Genomic DNA, 25,805 nt, shown 5'->3' on the forward strand with positions numbered 1-25,805 from the left:
TAAATGCATATTAAAAGGCTCCCTAGATTGGGGAGCCTTTTAATATGGATTATTGTAATTTTGCTAAACCGTTAGTAGCGACTTTTTTCAAGGCCTTAGCTGAATCAGCCATGGCTTTTTGTTCCCGCTCGTTTAATGGGACTTCAATGACCCGAGCGACCCCAGAAGCGTTAATAACTGCCGGCGTTCCAATGTAAATATCTTCTAAACCATATTCACCATTCATTGGTGCACCAACTGGGAGAACCGCATTTTGATCCCGTAAGATTGCCCGTGAGATCCGCATTAAGCAAGTTGCAACCCCGTAGTAGGTGGCACCCTTAGTGTTGATGATCTCATAAGCTTTATGCCGAACATCATCTTCAATTTGTAATAATTCTTCGTCAGTAACCCCAGCTTCTTTTGCCATTTCTAATAAGGGCTTACCACCAATGGTAGCGCTGGAGTAGGCAGCAAATTCCGTGTCACCATGTTCAGCCATCATATTTGCCATCACATCTGGTGAAGCAACGCCAAATTTCTTAGCTAAGGCAACCCGAAGGCGAGCGGAATCTAGCGAAGTCCCTGAGCCAACAACTTTGTTCTTTGGGAAACCAGAGAACTTTTGAACGGCGTAGGTTAAAATGTCCACTGGGTTAGCAGCGACTAAGAAGATCCCATCAAATCCACTGGCCATGATTGGATCGACGACGGATTTCATGATTTTTAGATTTTTATCAACTAATTCAATCCGTGTTTCGCCTGGCTTTTGAGGCACCCCGGCGGTAATGACTACTAAATCGGCATCGCCACAAGTGTCATAATCAGCATCGTAAACCAATTTAGGCGAAGTGAAAGGTGTTGCATCTTCTAGATCAAGGGCATCCCCGTGAATGCGGTCTTTATTGATATCGATAATCGCAAATTCTTCAGCGAGTCCTTGTTGAACCATTGCAAAAGCATAACTGGAACCAACCGCACCATCACCGATCAAAACAACTTTTTGATGATTTTTAGACATAAGTAAAAACTCCTTTTCTGATAATGCTTACTTACAAATTAATTTTACTATAAAGATTATGTCCTTGTCATTTGAGGATCGCCAATCTAGTCTGGATCAGCTAGTGACTTGCCACTTTGAGTTTGCTTAAACCAGGTAAAGGGCTTGCTCGATAGTTTGGTATTCTTCCGAACTCAATTCTAGGTTTAGGGCTTTAGCGTTAGCGGCTACCTGATCAGGGCGCTTAGCACCAGGAATCACGACGCTGATAAACGGATTTTGAATATACCAGGCCAGCACGGTTTGCGCCACAGTTGCCTCATGAGCGTCAGCAATTGGCCGGATTTGTTCAACTGCAGTTAAAGCCTTGGTGAAACGTGGTTCTTTAAAGTCGGCAATTTGACTGCGAATATCATCTGCTGGGAATTCAGCTAAGTGGTCGTATTTACCAGTAAGTAGGCCTGAAGCTAATGGGAAATATGGCACAAAAGAAATCTGATTTTCATGCAGATATTCGACCATTCCATCAGTCAGATGATCTTGGTGGAGCAGACTAAATTCGTCTTCAACCACATCAACATAACCATCAGCATTAGCTTCTTTAATTTGAGCAAGGCTAAAATTCGAGATCCCGATGGCGCGAATCTTCCCTTGTTCACGTAACCGCTGTAAGGCGCCAACTGCTTCGGCCTTTGGCGTATCATGATCCGGAAAGTGGAGATAATAGATATCGATATAATCAGTGCCTAAACGTTGCAGACTCTGATCAACTTGTTGAGTAATGAATTTTGGATCATTATTGATTATTTCTTCACCCGACGAAAAATCGTGGGCGCCCTTCGTGGCAATCGTCAATTCATGACGATCATAATTTTTAATGGCCTGACCAACTAATTCTTCCGAGTGACCTAACCCATAAACATAGGCCGTGTCGAGCAATCTGATGCCGTGATCAATGCCGGCCTGGACTAACTTGATTCCATCCTCATCTTTTAAATTTGGAAAAAGGTTGTAACCACCCACGGCATTGGTTCCCAATCCCAATGGAGTTGTGGTGACATCAGTCTTTCCAATAACAGATTTTGTCATAAGCTCCTCCTTTTATTGATAGCGCTTCCATAACTTTATTGTAGCATATTCAAACTTCTTCTTGGAAGGACTCCCAAAAGCTTAGTTAGCAAAAATTCTTGATAAAATCATTGCCCTAAAGTCAACTTTAGGGGGTAAGATATAGACATAGATAATTTTTAATTTATATGGAGGAAAATTATGAAAGCTGCAGTATTTGAAAAAGCTGGTCAAATGGTAGTTGATGAAGTGGCAAAGCCAACCATCCAAGCCAGTGATGATGTAGTCATTCGTGTCGTTCGTGGTTGTGTGTGTGGTTCTGACTTGTGGTCATACAAAGAGGGAGACGAAAAGGAAGCGCACTCTGCCAATTCCGGTCATGAGGCAATGGGGATTGTAGAAGAAGTGGGTCCTGATGTAACCTTAGTTAAGCCCGGTGATTTTGTTATCGCCCCATTTACTCATGGATGTGGACATTGTGCCGCCTGTTTAGCTGGTTATGATGGGACTTGTGAAAATCACCCCGTACCAACTAATTGGAGTAATGGTTATCAAGCCCAATATATTCGTTTCCAATATGCTAACTGGGCTTTAATTAAGGTTCCTGGTCAGCCTGAAGATTATTCGGAAGGGATGTTAAAGTCCTTATTGACTCTTTCTGATGTCATGGCAACTGGTTACCACGCTGCGCGGTCAGCAAATGTTCAAAAAGGGGACAAAGTTGTTGTAATTGGTGACGGGGCAGTTGGCCAATGTGCCGTGATTGCTGCTAAGATGCGGGGAGCTTCCCGGATTGTTTTGATGAGTCGGCATGCTGACCGTCAACAAATGGCGCTTGAATCAGGGGCCACTGATATTGTTGAAGAACGTGGTGAAGAAGGGGTTGCCAAGGTTCGGGAACTCCTTGGTGGTGGGGCTGATGCCGCCCTTGAATGTGTTGGGAAGGAACAATCACTCGAACAAGCCTTGGGTGTAATCCATAATGGTGGTCGCGTTGGTTTTGTTGGGGTTCCCCACTTTGCTAAGTATGACTTAGGGCAAGCCTTTGTTACGAACACGGCGATTGCCGGTGGAACAGCTAGTGTAACCACTTATGACCGTGAAGTTCTTTTGAAGGCCGTCTTAGATGGAGAAATCAATCCGGGAAAGGTATTCACGAATACTTATACTTTGGATGAAATTGATCAAGCTTATCAAGATATGGCAAATCGGAAGACGATTAAGTCTTACCTTGTAATGGAATAATCTACCGAAAAAGTTGCGACAAAAATTTGTGGCAACTTTTTTTATTTTGTTCTTGACCTGGAACGCGTTTCATAAATTATCCTATGGATGAAATCAAATGAAAGCAGGTGTTCAGGATGACAATCAAGCATATTTTTACTGATTTAGATGGAACCTTATTAAATTCTGATGGTCGGTTAACTGACGAGAATGCTCTGCTAATTAAGCAGAGTCAATTGCCAGTGACCATGGTATCAGCCCGCTCTCCTCGCGAAATGTTAGCCCCGCTCCGGCAACTCGCTCTTACCGGTCCCCAAATTGCCTTTAATGGCGGTTTGATTTATCAGATGCTGCAGGGAGAACTTAAAGTTTTAGATACCCATCCGATGAATTTAGTGACGGGACGCCAAATTCTTTCGTATATGGCAATTTATTTCCCATCAATTAGCACCACTTATTATGATGAACGGGCTTGGTATGCGGATCATGTAGATTATGGCACAGAAATTGAAAGTCAAGTTACTGGTGAAGCGCCCGTTATTATGAATCCCGGTCAATTTTTAGCAAATCCGGCTAGTCATTTAATGAAGATTATGATTATGACCCATAATTCAGCCGAACGTGAAGTCATTAGTCAAGCCTTGGCGCAATTGCATTTGCAGGATGTTAATATTAAGGCTTCTGGTGAACAGTATCTTGAAATTACTAGTCGGCAAGCCTTAAAATCATTAGGGATAAATTATATTGCGAAAAGCCTTAAATTAAATAAAGCTGAAATGGTGGCTTTTGGTGATGGCCAAAATGATTTGCCAATGTTCCAACAAGTTGGTTTAGCAGTCGCAATGGAAAATGCTGCCACAGAAGTGAAGGCTCAGGCCAACTTGATTACTAAGACCAATGATCTAAATGGGGTTGGTTGGGGACTAAATTATTTAATCTCATAAAAGGAGATACTTATGGTCACAATGCTTGATATTGCTCGCGAGAGTGGATATTCTTTATCGACTGTTTCGCGGGTGGTTAACCAAGAAAAATACGTTTCCGAAGAAGTCCGCGCTAAGGTTCAAGCGGTCATTGATGCCCATGACTATGCGACTAATCGAATTGCTCAGGACCTCAGCCATGGTGAGAATCGGGTTGTCGGGGTGGTTTTGCCAGATAATCGCCATCCCTATTTTGAAGAAATCTTACGAGGCATTACGGATCGGGCTTTTGAAAGTGACCATCGGATTGTCCTATTACCTTCACGTTATGATAAAGATAAAGAAGCAGAATTTTTAGAGGGCTTGCGACATAAAGAATACTCCTCCTTGATTTTTACATCGCATCGGTTGCCACTTACAGACTTTTTAAAATATCAAAAGTATGGGCCGATCGTTTGCTTGGAACACACAAACCTACCAATTTCGAGTGTTTATAGTGAACGAATTGCGGCCGCGAAAGATGCCTTTCGATGGTTTAAAGCCCAGGAACCCACCTCAATTGCTTTGCTCTTTTCACGTGCTGCCAGCGTTAGTGCCACTAATCGTCAAACCCAGTTAGCTTTTGAAAAGGTGTTTGGATATTCTTTGCCAGATCAGGATATCTATACCGGCATGTATACCTTTGATGACGGGTATCGTATCGCTCCACAGTTAGTAAAACGTCAGTACCAGGCAGTTTTTGCTAACAGTGACGATATTGCTAGTGGGATTTATCAATACTATCGTTACCATCAGCTCACACAACCAATCATGATTGGACAAGAACAGCAGACTTCGGGGCAGTTATTAACGCTCCCAACCATTAACCATAATCTCTTTGAAATTGGCCAACGCGCCTTTGAATTGGCTGAAAGTACGGAAGTTCAACAAATTCCGATTCCAGCCGCCTTCGTTTTAAGAAACTCTTCAGAGATGTAACAAATTTTCGGATTTGTTGCATTTTTTTAATTTCCCCTAAATTCAGGAAAAATGATTAACAGATACTTAAATTAACGGTAAGATTAATTATTATAAGGTTATTAGAAATGACTCATTAAAGATTGGGGGAAAATACGATGGCGGGGAAGACCTACGGATTAATCTACATGTCACCAATTGATATTCGACTTGATATTGTCAATTTGAAGAAACAAACCGTGATTGATCGGGTTAATTCCGTTCCGTTTGTGTCGGTTGGTAATTATCAAGCCGAAATGCCACAGATTATTGAGACCTTAATGGGCTTTAAACAATTAATGGCTGATTATGGAGTGGCTGATTATCACTTTTGGTGGCATTACCAAACGGTTGATCCTATTACGGCAGGCTATATTTGCGATCAAATTAAGATTCGGACGGACCTAGATGTCGATTTGCTGAATTTGGGGCAAGTCACTTATTTAAAGAATAGTGCCGTTTTAGCAAGTTTGAAACAAGGCGACTTACAATTAACGACTGATTATGTCTATCAACTAACTTTAAGTCCCCAGGGAATTGTGATTTCTGAGTTTTACCGTCATGAGTTTATACAAAGCTGGACGATCAGCTTAAACCTAAATGAATTTAAGTTAATTAGTGACTCCATGTCGCATTCATCTCTCAACCCGATTGAAATCATGATTGACTATACGCGGAGTAAATTAGAATATTTACGTAAAGAATTAGTACATTCAGACTTAGCCACTTTGATTATTCAGGATGCCTGGATTTTAAATCGTCATTTCTTGGCATCGGGTGAAGAATTTAAATTACTCTCCAGAGATGAGATTAAACAGTGTTTTACGGATGCAACTCAGCAATCGGATCAGTATTTAATGCAACATTATGGCTTTGAAGAAGAACAGGGCGCGCGCTTTTTATTCGGGATGATTGTAATCCAACGAGTCTTTCATTACATTGCTCCGCGTGAAACTTACCTGACTAACCGCTCGATTGGTCATGGTTTAGTGCTGAATGAAGCCGCTCGGGCTGGCTATTTAAAGGATAACTACGCGGAGGTAATTTTGACGGCTGCCAAAAATATTGCGGAACGGTATCAGGTTGACCTTCACCATGCCAATCAAGTTCATCGGTTTGCCAAACATTTATTTGAACAATTAAAGAAGTTGCATCGGCTCGATAAAAAAGAAGAATTATTACTAGAAGTTGCCTGTTATACCGATGACATTGGCACCTTCATTAATCAATCAGGGCACTATGACCACTCGGCTTATATCCTACAAGCTAACCCGATCATCGGCTTATCAGATGAAGAAAATAAAATTATTGCCGAGATTTCACGCTATCATAGCTCGGAGTCTCCGGAAACCGGTCAAGCCCATTATCGACACCTTGATAATGACATTCAAATGATTGTGGCCAAATTAGCTTCCATTTTGCGACTGGCCGATGCCCTGGATGATTCTCGGCGGCAAAAGATTGATAAAATTTCTCTGTCCCTTAAAGAAGGGGAATTAATTGTGACCGTTTCTTCGAATCAAAATCTAGCATTGGAACGGTGGTCCTTTGATCTAAAGGCAAGTCTATTTAAAGAGGTCTTCGGCGTGAAACCGGTATTTAAACAAAGAAGGGTGAAACAAGCATGACCAAAAATTTTGCTAAAACCGAATATTTTAAAAATCGTGAATTAAGCTGGATTGATTTTAATGGTCGGGTCCTGCAAGAAGCTCGCGATAAAATGAATCCCTTGTTGGAAAGAGTTAACTTCTTAGGCATCACGCAAAGTAACGTGGATGAATTTTTTATGGTTCGGGTCGCCTCGTTAACCAAAATGGAGGCAGCCAAGGTTGAATCAACCGATGCGAGTGGCATGACCCCTCAGGCCCAAATTATTTCTATTAACGAAGCGGAACATCAAGCGGTCCGCCAACGTTATTCAACTTATAACAAGCAATTAATCCCGGCACTTGCGGATGCCAATATTCATTTGTTATCAGCAGATCAATTGACGGATGGTCAAGCTGAATTCATCGAGCGTTACTTTAATGATGAAATTTATCCAATTCTGACCCCGATGGCGGATGATTCTTCGCGGCCTTTCCCTTTTATTAGTAATAACTCCCTAAATTTAGGGGTGCTTTTAAAAGATGAAGCAGGCAATAACGATTATGCTACTTTGCGGGTGCCGACTGGGGTAGTTAACCGATTGGTTAAATTGCCGGAAGCTGAGAATGATTTTATTTTGCTGGAAGATATCATTAAGCCTTTCTTAGGGCGTCTGTTCACCGGTTACACCATCAAAAAAGTGATGGCGTATCGACTGATCCGTGATATGGATTTAGATGTGGCTGAACGGGATGCCTCAGATCTTTTGATGGCGGTTCAAGATCAACTGAAAGAACGGGAACGGGGCCATGTGGTTCGTCTTGAAATCGATGGCAAGATGACGGATAAACTTTGTCGACGGTTAGTAAAAAAGATTCACGTGGATGAACGGGCGATTTATGAGGTCAACGGGCCAATCGATTTAACTTTTCTCAAGAAGTTACCATCCCGAATCAGTGGTCATGATGATTTGAAGTATCAACCTTTCCATAGTTATCAAGAGCCAGCCTTAGATAAAGATCATGATATTTTTGCGGCCATGCGCCAGCAAGATCATTTGATGCAGCACCCTTATGATACTTTTGACAGTGTCGTCAACTTTATTCATCAAGCGGCGACTGATGAGCAGGTTTTAGCCATTAAAATGACGCTATATCGGGTTTCAAAGCAATCACCAATTATTCGAGATTTAGGGCTGGCGGCGCAACGTGGTAAACAAGTGACGGTTTTAGTCGAGGTCAAGGCCCGCTTTGATGAAGATAATAATGTTCACTGGGCTCAACAACTGGAAAAGATGGGCTGCCATGTTATTTATGGTTTGGTTGGTTTAAAGACTCACTCTAAAATTGCCCTGGTTATTCGGCGAGACGAAGATGGAATTCGGCGTTACTTGCACTTGGGAACTGGTAATTATAATGATTCCACAGCCCGTTTTTATACTGATATGGGTTTGCTAACTTGTAATCGTGATATGGGGATGGATGCCACGACGCTCTTTAATATGTTATCGGGCTATTCGCAACACCAATATCTACATAAGATGCATCAATCGCCAAAGTTGATTCGTCAATTTATTAACCAAAAGATTGATGAAGAAATTGCCGCGGCTCAGGCTGGTAATAAAGCTCTAATCAAGATGAAGATGAATTCTTTGTCAGACAAACATATTATCGAAAAGCTTTATGAAGCTAGTGCGGCGGGTGTGAAGATTCATCTGCTCATTCGGGGGATTTGTTGCTTAAGAACTGATTTGCCAGGTGTTAGTGACAATATTAAGGTTCATTCGATTGTCGGTCGGTTCTTGGAACACAGCCGGATTTATTACTTCTATAATGATGGAAATGAAGATGTATATTTGTCCAGTGCTGATATGATGACCCGGAATTTAAACCGGCGGGTAGAACTATTATTCCCCGTCTTGCAAACTGATTTACACGATCGTGTTTTACGAATTTTTGATATTTTATGGCGAGATAATGTTAAGACGCGGGTTTTGCATGACGATCAGTTTGAACGCGTTAATCGGCGGAATCAGGATCCACTAGATGCCCAACAATATTTTGTTGATGAAGCGGAACAAAAGATTCAAGCTTTAAAAGCTAGTGAGCAGGATAAGTCGTCAAGTGAATTTCAGCCCTTGACTAAGCATCCTGATAATTTGTCGTTAGATAGTGAGGAATAAATAACCATGATCAATTTTGTTGTGATCGATTTAGGCTCTAATTCGGTTCGAATGCGGATCAATGAGTTAATGGAGAATGGATCATTTTTGTTAACGCATCAAGTTAAAGAATACGTCCGTTTATCGGAAAATATGGGACCCGATAAAGTCTTGCAAAAAGAACCGATGGAACGGACGATTAAGGCCTTGCAGGAATTAAAAAAAATCTATGATCAATTACCCAATCCGCAGGTACATGCCATTGCGACCGCAGCCGTTCGCCAAGCGAAGAACCAAAAGCACTTTTTGAAGCGCGTAAAAGAAGCGGTGGACCTAGAGTTTGATGTTATCTCTGGCGATCAAGAGGCCTATCTTGACTACCTCGGGGTTACGCGGACTTTGCCGGTTAATGACTGTATCATCATGGATACGGGTGGGGCTTCGACCGAATTAGTCTACGTCGAAGGAGGTAAAATGAGAGATCGGATTTCGATCCCGCTGGGTTCAGTTTTAATTTCCCAACGGTTCGGGTTAGATGATGAAATTTCAGCGGTCAGTCTCTTTAAAGCCATGACCTTTGTAGAACAGTCCTTAGCCAAAATTGATTGGCTCCAAGAGGCTCATGGGAAGCAACTCATTGGCCTGGGAGGGAGTAATCGGACCTTAGCCAAAATTATGCGACGTCAGTTGGCTCTTGATCCTGATGATCTTCCGGATATTCATGGGATGCATGTACCGAGTGCGCATGTTTATGAACTTATGGAATCTGTCATTCAAATGAACCGGACCCAACGTGAAAAGACCCCAGGTTTAGCGAAAGTTCGAGCCGATGTGATTGTAGGTGGCTGGATGCCGATCATTTTAGTGATGCGGATGCTAGATATTCAAGAAGTCGTCTTTTCTAATCATGGTTTACGTGAAGGAGTTCTCTATGATTATTTAGATCATCAGGCTTAATTACGGGGGTGAGTAAATGCCAGTAAGTTTTCGGCAAGCCACGACCGCAGATTTACCAATCATGACTGCGATATACAATCAGGCGATTCGCCGTGGTGGGATTACTGATGATGATCAAGAAGTCACCGTCGACGATCGTCAAGTCTGGTTTAAGACCTTTACGAATCATTTTCCTTTATGGGTGATTTTAGATCGTCAAAGAGTGATTGGTTTTGTTGGCTTGGAAGAATTCTTTCCTCACCCGAATTTTGATCAAAGTGCGCAAATTTGTCTTTATCTTGATGATTCTGTTCAAGGGCAAGGAATTGGTTCAAGGGCCTTAGCATATGTTGATCAAATGGCGGAGCGGTTAAAGATCAAGACGATTGTTGCCTACATTTATGCAGATAATTTGCCCAGTCAAAAGTTGTTTGCTAAAGTGAACTACAAATATCAGGGGGATTTACCCCAGATTGCGCATGTTCGTGGCGAATGGGCAACCATCAAAACTTACGTGAAAAACTATGAATAGCAGGTGATATGATGTTAAAAGTTGGAATCAGTGGCGCTACTGGTCAGGCCGGATCGGAATTAACCAAGGCGGCCCAAGCTAGTGGTCAAATCGAAGTTACGGCCCTGGTTCGAAATGGTGAAAAAGCAAAAACAATGCTAGGTGATCAAGTTAAGGTGCTCGAAAAAGATGCCTTTGCGCTCACTAGAGCAGACCTGGCCGATTTTGATGTTATCGTGGATGCTTTTGCGACCGCACCAGACCTATCCTATTTACAAGTTGATTTGGCGGCAAAGTTAGTCAGTTTTTTCCGTGAGACTACTAGCCCACGTTTAGTATTTATCTTGGGTGCCGGAAGTTTACAGACCGGTGATGATCACCATTTGTTCGTGGATGATATTGCGAAAACTCCTGGAGCCAACGAATGGATTGCAATTCCACAAAATCAGTTAGCAGAATTAGAATTTTTGCGAAACGTCAAAAATGTTAACTGGGTTGGGGTGTCGCCAGGGGCAGAATTTAAGGTCGGCCCTAAAGCAGCAGCGGTTAAATATGGTCATGATGAATTATTGTTTAATGACCAGGGAGAATCATTTACGACCTATGCGACGATGGGCGCTGTCCTGACTAAGGAAATTATCGAGCCACAATATCACCAGGAACGATTTACGGTGATTAATCAATAATTTCCCTTGACATTAAAAAATGATTAGAATACAATTAACGAAATTAAAACGAAAGGACGATTACGTAATGACATTAAAAACTTGGCACAACTGGCATAGTTAAGTAAGTGTACATTTTGGTGTAGGCTTACTTTTGATTTGACTTAAATCAATTGATCGGGCCTATGCCGGCGTAATCATTCATTAGTAATGAGTTGGGTGGCGTAGCTGTCACTCAGCTCTTTTTATTTACCTGGAGATGGCCCATGGACAAGCAAATAGGAAACGAGGTAAATAAAATGACCAATGCAGTAGAAAAAAATATGTTTTATGGTGAATTCGGGGGCCAATATGTGCCTGATAATATTAAGGTGGCGCTTGATGAAGTCGCGAAGGCGTATCAAGCGGCTAAAGAGGATCTGAGCTTTTTAACCGAATTACGGGCTTTATTGAAGGATTATTCCGGTCGGACGACGCCTTTATATTATGCAGAAGCCTTTACGAAGTCTTTAGGTGGCGCCAAAATCTACCTTAAACGAGAAGACTTGAATCATTTGGGAGCACACAAGCTCAATAATGTCTTGGGACAGATTTTATTGGCGAAACGAATGGGGAAAACACGGATTATTGCAGAAACCGGAGCTGGTCAACATGGGGTGGCGACGGCCGCCGCGGCCGCACGGTTTGGTATGGAGTGTGAAGTTTACATGGGGGCGGTTGATTGTGAGCGCCAAAAGCTAAATGTATTTCGGATGAATTTATTAGGGGCCAAGGTTAATCCAGTTGAAGCTGGAACAGGCACCTTAAAAGATGCTGTCACAGCGGCCTTTGCTGATTTTGCGCAAAATCTAGAAAATACCTTTTATATTGTTGGATCGGCGGTCGGCCCGTATCCTTATCCACAAATGGTGCGAGATTTCCAAAGTGTGATTGGTAAAGAAGCGCGAGCACAAATTTTAGAAAAAGAAGGACGGCTTCCCGATGCGGTTGTAGCTTGTGTCGGGGGTGGTTCCAATGCCATCGGTTCATTTGCGGCCTTCTTGCAAGATCAGGATGTGCGTTTAATCGGGGCTGAAGGAGCTGGAAAAGGGGCTGACACTTCTGAAAATGCGGCCACGATGACCAATGGACGGGTTGGCGTTAGTGATGGGATGAAGTCCTATGTCCTAATGGATGATCAAGATCAGGTCTTACCGGCTTATTCTATTTCTGCGGGCCTTGATTATCCAGGGGTTGGTCCGGAACATGCCTATCTTAAGGATGCTCAACGGGCAGAATATTATCCCATTACCGATCAGGAGGCGATTGAAGCTTTCCAACTCTTATCAAAAACGGAAGGGATCATTCCAGCCCTAGAAAGTTCACATGCCCTCGCCCAGGCAATAAAATTAGCGCCTACTATGGATTCAGATCAAATCATGATCGTGACCGTGTCAGGGCGTGGGGATAAGGACGTTAATCAAGTCGCTGATTATTTAGGGGTTGAATTATAGAAATCAAGAAATGCATTTAGGGGTGAAAAGGGACAATTAAGGTTTCTTTTCACCCTCTTTTGAGTGTCCAAAGATGGTTAAATTTCTTATAATATAGTTATAAGAAAATGGGGGGGCAACACTTATGACGACGATTTCTGGAAAGAAACGCTTGCTTCAAATTACCTCGATACTTAAAAAGTATTCTTTCATCAGTAATTTTTATCGGCAGACGAACCCAGACCAAATACGTCTGGCCTTAGAGGAGTTAGGTCCAACTTTTATTAAGTTAGGGCAGATTTTATCGACCCGGCCCGATTTGGTATCGCCAGCACTGATCAATGAATTACAACAGTTACAAGATAAAGTTAAAGCAGACGATTATGAGGTCATTGCTCAAATTTACGAGGATCAAACCGGCCAAACAATTGCTGAAAATTTCGCTAGTTTTGAAGAAACCGCCTTTGCATCAGCTTCTATTGGTCAATGTCACCATGCCACTTTATTAGATGGCACGCCGGTCGTGGTCAAAATCCAACACCCTGACGTATCGACTTTGGTGCAAGTGGATCTAAATCTCTTCCGCCGGGCCGTGAAAATGCTGAAATACGTGCCCAATGATGGCAAATCGGTAGTGGATTTACCACAGGTGTTTGATCAACTGAGCACTTCTTTAATGAATGAGATTGATACCCTCCATGAAGTGAAAAATGGGGAACGCTTTTATGATCTCAATAATGGCCAAGGAGTCTTTGTGGTTCCCAAAGTCTATTCCAATGAATCGAGTGCCAAGATATTAGTGAATCAAGCCATGACAGGTGAGAGTATTAAGCAGCTCTTTGCGAGCGAGGAGCATCCCTTATCAATGGATGAACAGGCTCGAAATACCGCGATTGGCCATCAATTGGTGGAAAACTTTATTAAACAGGTTTTTACCGATCACTTTTTTCATGCTGATCCCCATCCAGGAAATATCTTATATCGACCAGTTACCTCATCCGATCAACCAAATGTCTCGATTGATACGAAAACCAAAACGTTCAACCATCTGGAATTTGAGTATCAGAAAGCGAGTGAATTACCACCGTTTCGTTTAGTTTATTTGGATTTTGGGATGATGGGGACCTTATCCAACGAATTGGCGGATGGGATCGCCAACATTATTATTGCCTTAGTTCAAAAGGATATCTACAAAATTAGTCAAGCGGTTTTGGTGGTTTGCAATCGGACGGGTCAGGTTGATGAACAACAATTTAACCAGCAATTTGGTATCTTTATTCGACCATATTTAAATCAAGGTTTGGGTGATATTGATTTTGGCACAATGGTTTTTGAGATCACGCGGCTTTGTCAAACGAATCATTTACAAATGAAACCAGAAGTTACCATGCTAATGAAGGCTTTTGCGACCCTGGAAGGCACAGTAGCCAAGTTGGATCCCACCATTTCGATGATGGCTGTAGCGCGCCCCTTCGCTAAAAAATATTTAAAAGAGCATTTTAATTGGCGAGAAAGCTTGGGGGATGCCTCTTTAGCCATGTATAGTTCATTAGAGTCCTTATCGAAACTGCCAAATCAGGTCAATCGGTTAATGACGAATCTGGCCAGTGGGGAGCAACAATTTAATTTCCATTATCAGGGACAAGATAAAGTATTAAAGTCCTTACATAAAATGGTCAATCAATTAGCCACTGTAATCGTGATTGCGGCGGTAATCATGGGATCTTCAATTATGGTGGTTGGGAGTACTGATCATCCTTTTATCCATGATTTTGGAATTTGGGCATATGTAATCGCAATTATCTTAGTTGTGATAATGATGATTTCTTGGTTATGGAAGAGTTGGCGGAAGTAGATTACCAATAATTTTAATTAAAAATTTGTAAATGTTGGTCTCCTAATTAGATTCCTTCTAAAGAAAGCGTTATAATAGATATATCGAAGGAGGGAGATATCATGAAATATCCACAAACTAAAGAAGTTTTAAACCAATTAGTTGCTGATTTAAGTCAATTATCAATGGTTGTTCATCAGACCCACTGGTACATGCGGGGGACGAACTTCTTGAAGCTACACCCATTGATGGATGAGTGGCAAGAAGATTTGGATGCCCAATTAGATGTGATTTCAGAACGGTTAATTGCTTTAGATGGCTCCCCATACTCAACTTTAACCGAAATGGCGGAACATACTAAGATTCCTGACGAACCAGGGACTTGGGACAAGTCAACGCCGGAACGTTTTGAAATTCTTTCCAAGGATTACCATTATTTAGCAGATCTTTACCAAAAGGGTATTGAAGTCAGTGATGACGAAAAGGACTTCAGTACGCAAGATATCTTCATTGGTTTTAAGACGGAAACGGAAAAACGGCTTTGGATGATTCAAGCCGAACTTGGCAAGGCACCGGAACGTGATGCTTAAATTATAATTTTTCAATCTCCTTGGGACTTCCTAAGGAGATTTTATTTTAAAGTCAAAAAAGCGAACAATTATTCATTTAGCTTGGCTTTCTGGTAAAATGGAAGAAATACTTTAAGGAGCGGGACTAATGGCAAAATTGCGGCAGCTTAAGGCTAAGCGAATTGTAATTAAGGTGGGAACCAGTACTTTAATTACTCCGAACGGGAAGGTCAATTTACGCGCTATTGATCAGTTAAGTTTTGTGATCTCGGGGCTAGTTTCCCAAGGCAAACAGGTAGTTTTGGTTACTTCAGGAGCGATTGGAGTCGCCATGAATGAGGTCGGCCTTGAACAACGTCCCAAAGCGATTCCATCGCAACAGGCTTTGGCAGCAATTGGACAGAGTCGATTGATCACCATGTATTTGGAGCGTTTTACCACCTATGGTCAAAACATTAGTCAAATTCTCCTAACTTATGATGTCTTAAAAGACCCGGAAACCCGACAGAATGCCTTAAATTCCATTGAGCAACTTTTGAAATGGGGGATTGTCCCAATTGTCAATGAAAACGATACGGTTTCCGTTGATGAAATGGATCATCAAACGACCTTTGGGGATAATGACCAACTTTCTGCCAAAGTGGCCGAGTTAATTAATGCGGATTTACTGATTGTTTTATCTGACATTGATGGTTTGTATGATGATAATCCGCATACTAATCCTGACGCCAAGATGATGGAAGAAGTTCATGAAATTACTGCATCAATTTGGGAAGTTGCAGGTGGAAAAGGCTCCAAATACGGCACAGGTGGGATGCAAACGAAATTACTAGCGGCCCAACAGATGCTAGAAAATAGCAAAGCAATGGTGTTAATCAATGGTCAAGATCCCAGTCGGATTTTTGATGTAATCGCCGGGATCCCAGTGGGAACACTCTTTCAGAAAGGATGATCATATGAATTTAGAAACGATGGGTGAAAAGGCCCAAGTAGCAAGTCGTAAATTAGCCCAATTAACGACGGAAGAAAAGAATCAAGCCTTAAGATCAATGGCCCAAGCGCTAGAGGACCATACTGAAAATATCATTGCGACGAATCAACGGGATTTGAAAGCAGCTGTTGGGCTTAAGGCAAGCTTTGTAGATCGGTTAACCCTTGATCGAGCCCGAATTGTGGGAATGGCCGATGGCTTACGACAACTCGCTCGGTTAGCTGATCCGATCGGGGATGTTGTGGATGCTTGGACGACACCGACGGGATTAGAAATTGCCAAACGGCGGGTTCCCTTAGGAGTAATTGGCATGATTTTTGAAGCGCGGCCTAATGTATCGGTTGATGCGAGTGGCTTGTGTTTTAAATCTGGGAATGCCGTGATTTTGCGTGGTGGTAAAGAAGCTTTACAGACTAATCAGATGTTAGTGAAGGTTTTACGGCGGGTCCTGGCTGATCATGGTTTGGATCCGAATGCCATCCAGTTAATTGAGGATACAAGTCATGAAGTAGCCAATCAGTTTATGCAGTTAACGGAGTATTTAGATGTCTTGATCCCGCGTGGCTCGGCCCGGCTGATTAATGCGGTAGCCCAACAAGCAACGGTACCAGTGATCAAAACGGGGGCGGGGAACTGTCATATTTATGTAGATGATGATGCAGATTTGGCGATGGCTATTGATGTAGTTGTGAATGCTAAAGTGCAACGACCGTCAGTATGTAATGCCGCTGAAAAATTATTAATTAATTCAGCGGTCGCAAGTGAATACCTGCCAGCCATCGCCCAGGCCTTGATAGATCAAAAAGTAGAATTACGGGGTGATAAACGCGCTCAAGCAATTCTTGGTGATCAGGTTAATCCGGCTACCAGTGAAGATTGGGATACGGAATATAATGATTACATCATGGCCATTAAAGTGGTTGATACTTTAGATGAAGCTATTAGCCACATTAATCAGCATAATACCCAACATTCTGAGGCAATTATCACCAATAACTATGCCAATAGTCAGCGCTTCTTAGCAGAGGTGGATGCAGCAGCTGTTTATGTTAATGCTTCAACTCGCTTTACTGATGGTAGCGAATTTGGCTTTGGTGCCGAAATTGGAATTTCAACGCAAAAATTACATGCCCGAGGACCAATGGGATTGAAGGAATTAACCACGACGAAATACGTAATTCGTGGTGATGGACAAGTACGAAAATAAGGAGATCGAGATGACAAAAGTTGCAATAGTGGGGACCGGTAGTATGGGAAGTGCCATCTTAGAAGGATTGGCTAAAACCAAGCAGGTAGATTTGGTGGCCGCTAATCATCCCAATCCACGGGCTAAGCAGTTAGCAGCTCAATTAAAGATCAAATTATATGAGCGTAACCAAGATTTAATTGCAGAACAACCTGATGTGGTGATTTTAACGGTACCTGTCCCCGTGACCTTAGATGTAGCCAAAGAATTGGCGGGCTTAACTGCCGGAACGGTTGTGATGTCGGCGGCTGTTGGGGTGACAGCTAACGATTTACAAGCCGTCCTCCCACAGGCTGGGGTGGTCCCATTTGTCCCAAATACACCGGTAGCAATTAATGCTGGTACCATTGGCGTAGCCTTCAATGATCAATTAAGTGCTGACCAGCGTCAAATAGCTAACCAGGTACTGGCTCTGTTGGGCGACGTTATTTCAGTACCAGAAGAACGGATGGATATTGTTGGCACAGTGGGCGGTTGTGGCCCGGCTTTTGTCGATGTGATGATGGATGCGATGAGTGATGCGGCAGTCGCTAAGGGTCTTGATCGAGCAACGGCTTACCAATTAATCGCAAGTATGGTTAAAGGATCGGGGGCTTTAGCAAGTCAGAGTGGCTTAACCCCGAGCCAACTACGCGATCAAGTTACGTCACCGGCTGGAACAACGATTCGTGGCGTGATGGCTTTGGAAGCCAATGGTTTCCGCCATGCCGTGATTGAAGCTATTAATAAATCAGCTGAATAGAATGGTAGGAAAAATAATGGGGATTGAGCGAAATTTAATTTCTTATCTTTTAAAACATAGAAAAATACTTATTTTTGGTATTATTACTTGTTTAGGCGTTGTAATTCGGTTGTGCTTATTTAAATTTAGATCAGGAGACTACGATATATATTTATCTACCTGGTATGAGCAAATTAGAGAACTTGGCGGTATTAAGGCCCTACACTTTCAAGTTGGTGATTATGGTGTGCCATATCAGCTAATAATAGATCTGTTTACTTACATTCCAATTAACAACTTGTATTTGTATAAAGCTCTTTCTAGTTTGTTTGATTTTATTTTAGCGTTCTATAGTGCATTATTATGTAAACAGTTCAATAAGAAAATTGATTTCAATGTAATATATGGAATTATATTAATGATTCCTACAGTGATATTAAATTCGGCATTGTGGGCTCAATGTGATTCGATATATTGTAGTTTTGTTTGCATATCATTATATTATTTGATGAAAAATAAGCCATTACCGTCATTTATTTTCTTGGGTATTGCTTTTTCATTTAAACTACAGACAATTTTTATTTTTCCAGCTTATATCTTATTTTATTTGATAAAGAAAAATATAAGCTGTGTTCATTTTTTGATTATATTAGTATCAATGTATCTAATGAATATACCAGGTTTTATAGCTGGCAGAGATCTTTTAACACCTATAAAAGTATATATGAATCAAACAAATGAATATAAGCAATACGGATTAAATTTTAATTATCCTAATTTTGCGTCCATTTTTAATTCAGTTGGGAGACATTATTTTGATAGCTTTAGTAAATTTTTGGTAATTTTCACAATTCTTTCTTTAGTTGTTATATATACTATAGTCTTAGATAAACTAGATGATACTAATCTTGAGGCAATACATATAATTGCTTTAAGTATGATTACAGTTTTTACTATGGTTGTATTATTACCTTCTATGCATGAACGTTATGGGTATTTACTTGATTTGATGTTGCTTTTTTCTGCCGTAATTGATAAACGTTATATACTATCTTTCTTTGTAATGTCTATGGTTAGTTTAATAGCATATTCAAAGACAAATTTTGGACTTCAATATCCATTGGTTTTTATTTCAGTAATAGTACTTTCAACTTATGTATATAGTTGCTATATAGCTTACGATGCTTTCATTTGCAGACAAGTACCATCTCTCAAAAAAGAATAGGTAATTAAAAAGTGTGTTAGTAATTGTATCTATAAATCAGCTGAATAGAATGAAAAAGAGTTATGACCAGTAAAATAGTCATAACTCTTTTGTCTTTTATAAAGTAAATCCAGTAAAACGATCGGCGATTAAGCCGTATACTAACATTCCAAAGAAGACGACTAGTGATCCAGCCGCTAAAATATCAATTCCGCAAGCATACATTGAGTAGATACTGTAGATCCCAGCGATAAAGGCAATGAACATGGTGGTTCGGTGGAAAGGTACTTCACAGCCTAGTTTCATTTGATTGACCTCGGTAACCTTTAGAGAAGCCATACAAAGCAGATAAGGGACCAGATTCAAGACAACGGCTAAATTAACTAATTGGTTAAATTGTTCATTTAGGGTTGGATTAATGGTCATAAATGAAAGAATAAATTCAATGATCATAATAGTGAGCATCCCGACAAATGGGGCCCCGTGAGCGTTAACCAATTTGAAAAATTTGGGGAAATAACCAGCGACGGCCGATACTCGGAAGTTTTCACTAATGGTGAATTGCCAACCTAAGAGGGCACCAATACATGAGATCGTCATCATTGCCATGACGAGTTTCCCAAAGAAAGGACTTAAGATTGAAGCATAAACTAACCCGAAAGGAGCGTTGGATTTTGCTAGGGCAGCGTGACCGATAATTCCTTGCGCAACATTGGTTGAAAGAATATAGATAATTCCAGCCGCTAAAGTTCCGCCTAGGACGGCGATTGGAACATTACGCTCGGGATTTTCCACCGCATCCGAATTAGAAGCCGCTGATTCCAGACCTAAGAATGACCAGAGAGTGATCGGAACGGATTCCGTAATTCCAGACCATAAATTAAGGTGATGAGGATTCCAGCTGGTCGCAAAGGTGTGGCCACTGAACCAGAACCAACCAAAAATAGCAATAAACCCAACGGGAATTATGACAAACCATACAGTGACAGAACCAATCCGGCCCGTTACTCGTGGTCCCCAATAATTAGCGAAAGTTGCAATTAGTAAGATTATAATGGTCCAAATTACAATATCGGTCGATGAGAGGTCCCAACCTAAGAAAGTTGATCCATAGCCCACGGCAGCTACCGCAATGGCAACATTTGCGAAGATCAAAGAAATCCCATAAGAGTAATTGATTAAGAAATTCCCAAATTTACCAAAGGTATTCTCGGAATATCCACCCATTCCGTTCTTACGGTTATGACCATAGGTGCCCAGACGAGCATAAATGTAGGCCAGACTCATGGCCCCGGTTAAAGTAACCAACCAAGAGAGCACCGAGATTGAGCCGACCGCCGCAAGTTTAGCAGGTAACATAATAATCCCTGATCCTAACATGTTAACCATCGTAATGATCGTCAACTGGAAGACACTCATTTTTCGTTTTTCCATGAAAAGCTCCTTGTTTTGCGTCAAATCGATGGACGCAGATTGATATCTATTATAACGACAAACCAGGTGAAAGGTAAACAACGTAATTAGTTATATTTTATGAAGAATCTAAAAATATTTGTTAGTAGCTTCACAATATCGGGTAATTACAGAAATTCAAACATTATAAAAATGAAACCGCTTACCTGATTCTGACGTTCACAAACTCCTGGAAATAAAGGATAAAAAAGGGCTTAAATTAATTGACACCCTTGAAAAAAGGTGTAGTATATAAGTTGTGAAATAAGTAACAAACTTTTTTTAGGAGGCCATGAAGCATGGTAGAAAAAGCAAAGCCTAAGATGACGAAAGAACGAGCTGAAGAAATCGTTGATGGTTTAGTTAAAAAGGCCCACGAAGCCTTAGACATCATGAGCGACTTTGATCAAGAAAAAGTTGATTACATTACTCACCAAATGGTGGAAGCTGGTCAAGATAAGCATATGGAATTAGCCGTGGAAGCTTATAACGAAACCGGTCGGGGTGTGATTGAAGATAAAGCCATTAAAAATATGTTTGCGACGGAAGAAATTTGGCACCACATTCGCAAGCACAAGACCGTTGGTATTATTGAAGATGATAAGGCTAACGAATTAATTAAAGTGGCCGAACCATTAGGGGTAATTGCTGGGATTACGCCAGTGACAAACCCAACTTCAACGACGCTCTTCAAAGCGATTATTGCTATGAAGACCCGAAACCCAATCATCTTCAGTTTCCACCCACAAGCCTTACAAAGTTCACGGCATGCTGCTAAGATTTTACGTGATGCAGCTATCGCTGCCGGAGCACCAGAAGGGGCTATCCAATGGATCGATGAACCTAGTCGAGAGACTTCGACCGCTTTAATTAATCATCCTGGAGTTGCTTCAACCTTAGCTACAGGTGGTCCAGGAATGGTTACAGCCGCCTACTCAACTGGGAAACCAGCCTTGGGGGTTGGACCTGGTAACGGTCCGGTATACATTGAAAAGACCGCGAACTTAAAACGGGCTGTTAACGATATTATCCTATCCAAAACTTTTGATAATGGGATGATCTGTGCCACGGAAAACAGTGCCGTCATTGACGCTGATATCTATAAAGAGGTCACGGACATGTTTAAGGCTAATCGGATGTACTTCGTACCAAAGAAGGACTTAGACAAGCTACGCAAGGCAATGTTTAATTCAGAAACTGGTTCCGTTCTTGGACCAATTGCCGGTAAATCAGCGATGCAAATTGCTGAAATGGCCGGTATTGAGGTTCCAGCTGATACCCAAGTGTTAGCAGCTGAGATCACTGGTGTTGGTAAAGATGAAGACCTATTATCTGGCGAAAAATTAAGTCCAGTCCTTTCAATTTACAAGGCTAAGGACCAAGAAGAGGCCTTTGACATTTGTGCCCGTTTGCTCGACTATGGTGGACTTGGTCACACGGCGGCGATCCAAACTTCTGATATGGAGTTAGCTAAGCAATACGGTATCCAAATGAAAGCTTCCCGGGTGATTGTTAACTCACCGTCTGGGTTAAGTGGGATTGGTAACTTGTACAACCGGATGACGCCATCCTTAACCTTGGGGACTGGTTCCTGGGGGGCTAACTCAATTTCTCATAACGTGACGGACTACGATTTGATCAACGTCAAGACAATTGCCAAGAGGCGGAATAATATGCAATGGATTAAATTACCACGTGTTTACTTTGAACGGGATGCTGTACGTTACTTGAAGGATATGCCAGACATCAATCGGGTCTTCATCGTTACGGGACCATCAATTCAAGCTCATGGCTATGTTGATGTGGTAACGGATCAATTGAAGTTACGGCAAAATGAAGTGCCATACATGGTCTTCTCTGATGTTGAAAACGATCCAAGTACCGAAACGGTTAAGAAGGGGGTTGCTTTGATGAACTCCTTCAAGCCGGACACTATTATTGCCCTTGGTGGTGGGTCGCCATTGGATGCGGCTAAAGGAATGTGGATGTTCTATGAGAATCAAGATGCTAGTTTCTTTGGTGCTAAGCAGAAGTTCATCAACATTCGGAAACGGGCCTACCGGTTTGAAAAACCAACCAAGGCCCAAATGGTGGCCATCCCTACAACTTCGGGTACTGGTTCAGAAGTTACCCCATTTGCGGTCATTACGGACTCAGAAACGCATGTTAAGTACCCATTAACTGATTATGCTCTAACACCAGATGTGGCGATTGTGGACCCACAATTTGTTGATACGGTACCAAAGGGCAACATTGCCGCTTCGGGATTGGATGTCTTAGCTCACGCGATGGAATCGTATGTATCGAATATGGCATCTGATTACACCCGTCCATTATCCTTACAAGCGATTAAGTTAGTCTTTGAAAACTTAACGAAGTCCTACAATGGAGATGCCAAGGCGCGCGAAGAAATGCATAATGCCTCGACCTTAGCCGGGATGTCCTTTGCTAACGCCTTCCTTGGAATTAACCACTCGATTGCCCACAAACTTGGGGGAGCCTTTGGCTTAACTCACGGGATCGCCATTGCGATTACAATGCCACATGTTATCAAGTTTAATGCTACGCTTCCTAAGAAGTTTACGACTTGGCCAAAATACGAATATTTCCGGGCCGATGAAGATTACGCCACGATTGCCAAAACGATTGGCTTAAGTGGGAAGAACAATGAAGAATTGATTGATAAGTTATGCCTAGCCGTCCGTGATTTAGCTCACTCAGTTGGCGTGAAGTTAAGTCTTAAGGACTGGGGTGTCTCAAAGAAAGACTTTGATGCTAAAGTTGACGACTTAGCAGTCTTAGCTTACGAGGACCAATGTACCACTGCTAACCCTCAAGAACCATTGATCAGTGATTTGAAGCAAATTATGATTAATGAGTACGAAGGGACTGGGGTCGAAGATAAATAAGCACCAATTTAAAAAGGATCCGATTTTAGCGGATCCTTTTTGTTTTGCGATAAATTTGCCAAATCAAGGTGAACAAGATACTCAATCCCCAGACAATCAGAAGGGGATAGTAATAAAATGGTAATTTAAAGGAAAGGGTGATCGTATTATGACCAGCCGGAGCGGTGATCGTCGGGACGCCAATCTGATTAACTTGATAGGCAACTTTTTTACCATTCAGTTTTAATTGAGACTGTTGATAGGTAATCAGAGGGAGCTGGATTTTACCGGCTTGATTCTGCTGCCAGCTGATTTGTAATTGTCCATTTTTGGTCACTTGATGGTTGAAGTATCGGAAATGATTAATGATCGTTGCTTGATAAGTGACGGCCCGGAATTGTTGCTTCCCTTTTAATTTATATTTCACGGGTAAATAGTCTGGGTGTCGTTTGTCAATGATCAAGAAAAGGGAGCCAGGATGGTCCGAGTTGATGTAGTTTTTAATCAAGTGTTGATTATAACCGACAATGGAAACAGTATTGGTCCAACTGGTCAGGCCTTTGTGTTCAGCAATGATACAACGATGGCGAGTATGGTTAACGACAGAACCAGCCGCCATAAAGGTCGCAATGACGAGCGCTACTTGAGCAATTACCCGCCAAGCTCGACGAGAATTATTGAGATAAGATAAGCTTCGGGCTAATCCCGCAAACAAAAGCGGATAGGCAATAATTGTCAGCCGGTAGGGAAATTGTAAACTAGATTGGAGTTGGGGGAGGGTTTGATCGAACCAACGCCAGGGAAACAAATTCGTGGCTAAGAAAAGCCAAACTAAGCCATTAATAACCAACCATAAGCCTAAATGATCATGTGACCGTCGCCATTGCCATGCAATCAGCATGAGGGTGATGAAAATCATTATTACCATTAAGTGGCTCAAGGTACCACGGCTAGCAAGGTGGATCCCGAGATGAAGGACATTTTTCGAAAGGACAAAGGCGCCGGGATTAGCGATCTGATTTTTAGAGTAGAGAACCAAAAAATTTAACCAAACATTGGTCGTAAAAATAATGGTGAGGCCAATGCTTTTTAATAACTGTTCCCAGAGATGCCGCTTTCGATGGCTCCTGATCCAAGCATCGATAAAGAAAGGAACTAACATGACGGTGAAAAAGATCGTGCTTAAAACATGAATTTGCATAATGACCGTCATGGTCAAAGCTAAGGACCAAACCTTGATCCCATCATCAGGATTTTCATGGAGACGGATGGCTTGAACAACGGCAAAAGGCGCTAAAGCGGCTCCCCAAGCGGTCATGTTTTGATATTGCATCCAGCGGGTCATCCATCCAGCGCCCATAAAAGCGATCGTAATCATGATTCCAGCCCATTGGGGGGCTTTAACCTGTTTAGTGACCTGATACATCCCACAGGCCGCCAGCATGAATAAAATCAAATCACTAATGATTTCATAGCCAAACCATGACTGGGTCAGCACCAAGATAAGATCATTTAAATAAGCGAACAAGGGGCCGTAAACGGCATTAATGACCCGCCCAGACTGTTCAAAGCCAAAATTTGATTGGAATAAGTTAAAGTGACCGGTCTGGATTTGCTTAGCCGTATCGTAAAACCGGTTCATATGAAAGAGCCCGTCGGAACCGACTAAGGTGACGTGACTAATTAGTTGGGGGCCTAAAAAGACCAGTGCCACCAGCAAAAAGATTAGGTAGGGCCATGAGCGTGTGGACAGTTGACGAATTCTCATGGCTCGTTACCGATAGGTTCGAACAGCGGGAGCTTGGTAGTTGTCCATGAAATCAAGCAGCTCATTAAAAGTTGCGATAAAGCCGATTGATTCCACAAAATCGCGTTCCGCAAAGCCGGCAACTTGCATCTTACCCAACATACTTTTGAGGGGATTATAGTAACCGTTGAAGTTAAAGAGGGCGACTGGCTTAGCATTATCTCCAATGGCGGTCCACGAAAAGGCTTCGCTAACTTCTTCTAAAGTTCCTAAGCCCCCCGGCAAGGCGATCAGTCCATCGGCTAGATTCATCATCTTATCTTTTCTGATATCCATTTTGGGGACAATCTGGAGATCACTTAACCGGTCTAAACTAGTCCCGCGGTCATATAGTTCTTGGGTAATTACGCCATGGACTTGACCACCATGGTCTAAAACCGAATTGGCGACCGCCCCCATCATGCCGTATTGACCACCGCCATAGACGAGACTAATTTGATGGTCGGCTAGTTCTTGACCAAAGCGCTGGGCTAATTTGATGAATTCTGGATTGTGACCAGGATTGGCACCGCAATAGACGGCAAGTGACTTAATCATTGATTCTCTACCTCACATAAATAGCTATAACAAT

Annotated in this window: 20 protein-coding genes and 1 pseudogene; 16 read left to right on the top strand and 5 right to left on the bottom strand. The window is 42.0% G+C overall.

Annotation, left to right across the window (positions count from 1 at the left end; translation table 11 throughout):
* Nucleotides 1–49: 49 nt before the first annotated feature.
* Both FC60_RS01725 and FC60_RS01730 read right to left on the bottom strand, forming a co-directional pair.
* Nucleotides 50–1,000, bottom strand: a complete 951-nt coding sequence (locus FC60_RS01725) for an L-lactate dehydrogenase (RefSeq protein ID WP_056936790.1) — start codon at nucleotides 998–1,000, stop codon at nucleotides 50–52.
* An 86-nt stretch (nucleotides 1,001–1,086) separates the two neighbouring features.
* Nucleotides 1,087–2,068 (bottom strand): annotated as a pseudogene (locus FC60_RS01730) (aldo/keto reductase).
* 180 nt (nucleotides 2,069–2,248) lie between these two features.
* Between FC60_RS01730 and FC60_RS01735 the strand changes: the two are divergent.
* From FC60_RS01735 to FC60_RS01805, 15 genes are all read left to right on the top strand, one after another.
* On the top strand, nucleotides 2,249–3,292 hold the full coding sequence (locus FC60_RS01735; protein WP_056936791.1) for a zinc-binding dehydrogenase: 1,044 nt from the start codon (nucleotides 2,249–2,251) through the stop codon (nucleotides 3,290–3,292).
* Between the two features lie 116 nt (nucleotides 3,293–3,408).
* Nucleotides 3,409–4,215, top strand: a complete 807-nt coding sequence (locus FC60_RS01740; protein ID WP_056936792.1) for a Cof-type HAD-IIB family hydrolase — start codon at nucleotides 3,409–3,411, stop codon at nucleotides 4,213–4,215.
* A 12-nt stretch (nucleotides 4,216–4,227) separates the two neighbouring features.
* Nucleotides 4,228–5,172, top strand: coding sequence for a LacI family DNA-binding transcriptional regulator (locus tag FC60_RS01745; protein ID WP_056936793.1), 945 nt, complete (start codon nucleotides 4,228–4,230; stop codon nucleotides 5,170–5,172).
* A 137-nt stretch (nucleotides 5,173–5,309) separates the two neighbouring features.
* Nucleotides 5,310–6,818, top strand: coding sequence for a hypothetical protein (locus tag FC60_RS01750; RefSeq protein WP_056936794.1), 1,509 nt, complete (start codon nucleotides 5,310–5,312; stop codon nucleotides 6,816–6,818).
* On the top strand, nucleotides 6,815–8,959 hold the full coding sequence (locus FC60_RS01755) for an RNA degradosome polyphosphate kinase (protein WP_056936795.1): 2,145 nt from the start codon (nucleotides 6,815–6,817) through the stop codon (nucleotides 8,957–8,959). Before FC60_RS01750 ends, FC60_RS01755 begins: the two co-directional genes overlap by 4 nt.
* A gap of 6 nt (nucleotides 8,960–8,965) precedes the next feature.
* Entirely contained in the window at nucleotides 8,966–9,895 is a 930-nt protein-coding gene (locus FC60_RS01760) for a Ppx/GppA family phosphatase (RefSeq protein WP_056936796.1), read from the top strand.
* A 16-nt stretch (nucleotides 9,896–9,911) separates the two neighbouring features.
* The gene (locus tag FC60_RS01765) at nucleotides 9,912–10,406 is read left to right on the top strand and encodes a GNAT family N-acetyltransferase (protein WP_056936797.1); all 495 of its coding nucleotides are present in this window, start codon (nucleotides 9,912–9,914) and stop codon (nucleotides 10,404–10,406) included.
* Nucleotides 10,407–10,414: 8 nt separating this feature from the next.
* Nucleotides 10,415–11,071 carry an NAD(P)-dependent oxidoreductase gene (locus FC60_RS01770; protein ID WP_056936798.1) on the top strand — a complete coding sequence of 219 codons (657 nt, stop codon included), beginning with the start codon at nucleotides 10,415–10,417 and terminating at the stop codon, nucleotides 11,069–11,071.
* A gap of 278 nt (nucleotides 11,072–11,349) precedes the next feature.
* On the top strand, nucleotides 11,350–12,543 hold the full coding sequence (gene trpB, locus FC60_RS01775) for a tryptophan synthase subunit beta (protein ID WP_056936799.1): 1,194 nt from the start codon (nucleotides 11,350–11,352) through the stop codon (nucleotides 12,541–12,543).
* 124 nt (nucleotides 12,544–12,667) lie between these two features.
* Nucleotides 12,668–14,377, top strand: a complete 1,710-nt coding sequence (locus FC60_RS01780; RefSeq protein ID WP_056936800.1) for an ABC1 kinase family protein — start codon at nucleotides 12,668–12,670, stop codon at nucleotides 14,375–14,377.
* Nucleotides 14,378–14,478: 101 nt separating this feature from the next.
* The gene (locus FC60_RS01785; RefSeq protein WP_056936801.1) at nucleotides 14,479–14,946 is read left to right on the top strand and encodes a Dps family protein; all 468 of its coding nucleotides are present in this window, start codon (nucleotides 14,479–14,481) and stop codon (nucleotides 14,944–14,946) included.
* A gap of 127 nt (nucleotides 14,947–15,073) precedes the next feature.
* On the top strand, nucleotides 15,074–15,877 hold the full coding sequence (proB, locus tag FC60_RS01790) for a glutamate 5-kinase (protein ID WP_056936802.1): 804 nt from the start codon (nucleotides 15,074–15,076) through the stop codon (nucleotides 15,875–15,877).
* A gap of 4 nt (nucleotides 15,878–15,881) precedes the next feature.
* The gene (locus FC60_RS01795) at nucleotides 15,882–17,123 is read left to right on the top strand and encodes a glutamate-5-semialdehyde dehydrogenase (RefSeq protein WP_056936803.1); all 1,242 of its coding nucleotides are present in this window, start codon (nucleotides 15,882–15,884) and stop codon (nucleotides 17,121–17,123) included.
* A 10-nt stretch (nucleotides 17,124–17,133) separates the two neighbouring features.
* Nucleotides 17,134–17,904, top strand: coding sequence for a pyrroline-5-carboxylate reductase (proC, locus tag FC60_RS01800; protein ID WP_056936804.1), 771 nt, complete (start codon nucleotides 17,134–17,136; stop codon nucleotides 17,902–17,904).
* Between the two features lies 1 nt (nucleotide 17,905).
* Nucleotides 17,906–19,108, top strand: a complete 1,203-nt coding sequence (locus tag FC60_RS01805) for a hypothetical protein (RefSeq protein ID WP_156399292.1) — start codon at nucleotides 17,906–17,908, stop codon at nucleotides 19,106–19,108.
* Nucleotides 19,109–19,204: 96 nt separating this feature from the next.
* Here FC60_RS01805 and potE read toward each other — a convergent pair whose 3' ends face one another.
* The gene (gene potE, locus FC60_RS01810) at nucleotides 19,205–20,521 is read right to left on the bottom strand and encodes a putrescine-ornithine antiporter (protein WP_056936806.1); all 1,317 of its coding nucleotides are present in this window, start codon (nucleotides 20,519–20,521) and stop codon (nucleotides 19,205–19,207) included.
* 317 nt (nucleotides 20,522–20,838) lie between these two features.
* Between potE and adhE the strand changes: the two genes are divergently transcribed.
* A complete protein-coding gene (gene adhE / locus FC60_RS01815) occupies nucleotides 20,839–23,448 on the top strand; it encodes a bifunctional acetaldehyde-CoA/alcohol dehydrogenase (protein ID WP_056936807.1) in 2,610 nt (869 codons plus the stop codon).
* A 25-nt stretch (nucleotides 23,449–23,473) separates the two neighbouring features.
* Here adhE and FC60_RS01820 read toward each other — a convergent pair whose 3' ends face one another.
* Together FC60_RS01820 and FC60_RS01825 are read right to left on the bottom strand one after the other, a co-directional pair.
* A complete protein-coding gene (locus FC60_RS01820) occupies nucleotides 23,474–25,195 on the bottom strand; it encodes a glycosyltransferase family protein (protein ID WP_153672808.1) in 1,722 nt (573 codons plus the stop codon).
* A gap of 6 nt (nucleotides 25,196–25,201) precedes the next feature.
* Nucleotides 25,202–25,771, bottom strand: a complete 570-nt coding sequence (locus tag FC60_RS01825; RefSeq protein WP_056936809.1) for an LOG family protein — start codon at nucleotides 25,769–25,771, stop codon at nucleotides 25,202–25,204.
* Between the last annotated feature and the right edge of the window lie 34 nt (nucleotides 25,772–25,805).

The organism is Limosilactobacillus gastricus DSM 16045 (assembly GCF_001434365.1).
GTDB lineage: Bacteria > Bacillota > Bacilli > Lactobacillales > Lactobacillaceae > Limosilactobacillus > Limosilactobacillus gastricus.

Bases quoted from the DNA above. Each gene is read 5' to 3' on its own strand.
- FC60_RS01805 (WP_156399292.1), top strand. From the start codon at position 17,906: ATGGTAGGAAAAATAATGGGGATTGAGCGAAATTTAATTTCTTATCTT.
- FC60_RS01745 (WP_056936793.1), top strand. From the start codon at position 4,228: ATGGTCACAATGCTTGATATTGCTCGCGAGAGTGGATATTCTTTATCG.
- proB (WP_056936802.1), top strand. From the start codon at position 15,074: ATGGCAAAATTGCGGCAGCTTAAGGCTAAGCGAATTGTAATTAAGGTG.
- FC60_RS01765 (WP_056936797.1), top strand. From the start codon at position 9,912: ATGCCAGTAAGTTTTCGGCAAGCCACGACCGCAGATTTACCAATCATG.
- FC60_RS01725 (WP_056936790.1), bottom strand. From the start codon at position 1,000: ATGTCTAAAAATCATCAAAAAGTTGTTTTGATCGGTGATGGTGCGGTT.
- potE (WP_056936806.1), bottom strand. From the start codon at position 20,521: ATGGAAAAACGAAAAATGAGTGTCTTCCAGTTGACGATCATTACGATG.
- FC60_RS01820 (WP_153672808.1), bottom strand. From the start codon at position 25,195: ATGAGAATTCGTCAACTGTCCACACGCTCATGGCCCTACCTAATCTTT.
- FC60_RS01750 (WP_056936794.1), top strand. From the start codon at position 5,310: ATGGCGGGGAAGACCTACGGATTAATCTACATGTCACCAATTGATATT.
- FC60_RS01755 (WP_056936795.1), top strand. From the start codon at position 6,815: ATGACCAAAAATTTTGCTAAAACCGAATATTTTAAAAATCGTGAATTA.
- FC60_RS01760 (WP_056936796.1), top strand. From the start codon at position 8,966: ATGATCAATTTTGTTGTGATCGATTTAGGCTCTAATTCGGTTCGAATG.
- FC60_RS01825 (WP_056936809.1), bottom strand. From the start codon at position 25,771: ATGATTAAGTCACTTGCCGTCTATTGCGGTGCCAATCCTGGTCACAAT.
- FC60_RS01785 (WP_056936801.1), top strand. From the start codon at position 14,479: ATGAAATATCCACAAACTAAAGAAGTTTTAAACCAATTAGTTGCTGAT.
- trpB (WP_056936799.1), top strand. From the start codon at position 11,350: ATGACCAATGCAGTAGAAAAAAATATGTTTTATGGTGAATTCGGGGGC.
- FC60_RS01795 (WP_056936803.1), top strand. From the start codon at position 15,882: ATGAATTTAGAAACGATGGGTGAAAAGGCCCAAGTAGCAAGTCGTAAA.
- FC60_RS01735 (WP_056936791.1), top strand. From the start codon at position 2,249: ATGAAAGCTGCAGTATTTGAAAAAGCTGGTCAAATGGTAGTTGATGAA.
- FC60_RS01770 (WP_056936798.1), top strand. From the start codon at position 10,415: ATGATGTTAAAAGTTGGAATCAGTGGCGCTACTGGTCAGGCCGGATCG.
- proC (WP_056936804.1), top strand. From the start codon at position 17,134: ATGACAAAAGTTGCAATAGTGGGGACCGGTAGTATGGGAAGTGCCATC.
- adhE (WP_056936807.1), top strand. From the start codon at position 20,839: ATGGTAGAAAAAGCAAAGCCTAAGATGACGAAAGAACGAGCTGAAGAA.
- FC60_RS01780 (WP_056936800.1), top strand. From the start codon at position 12,668: ATGACGACGATTTCTGGAAAGAAACGCTTGCTTCAAATTACCTCGATA.
- FC60_RS01740 (WP_056936792.1), top strand. From the start codon at position 3,409: ATGACAATCAAGCATATTTTTACTGATTTAGATGGAACCTTATTAAAT.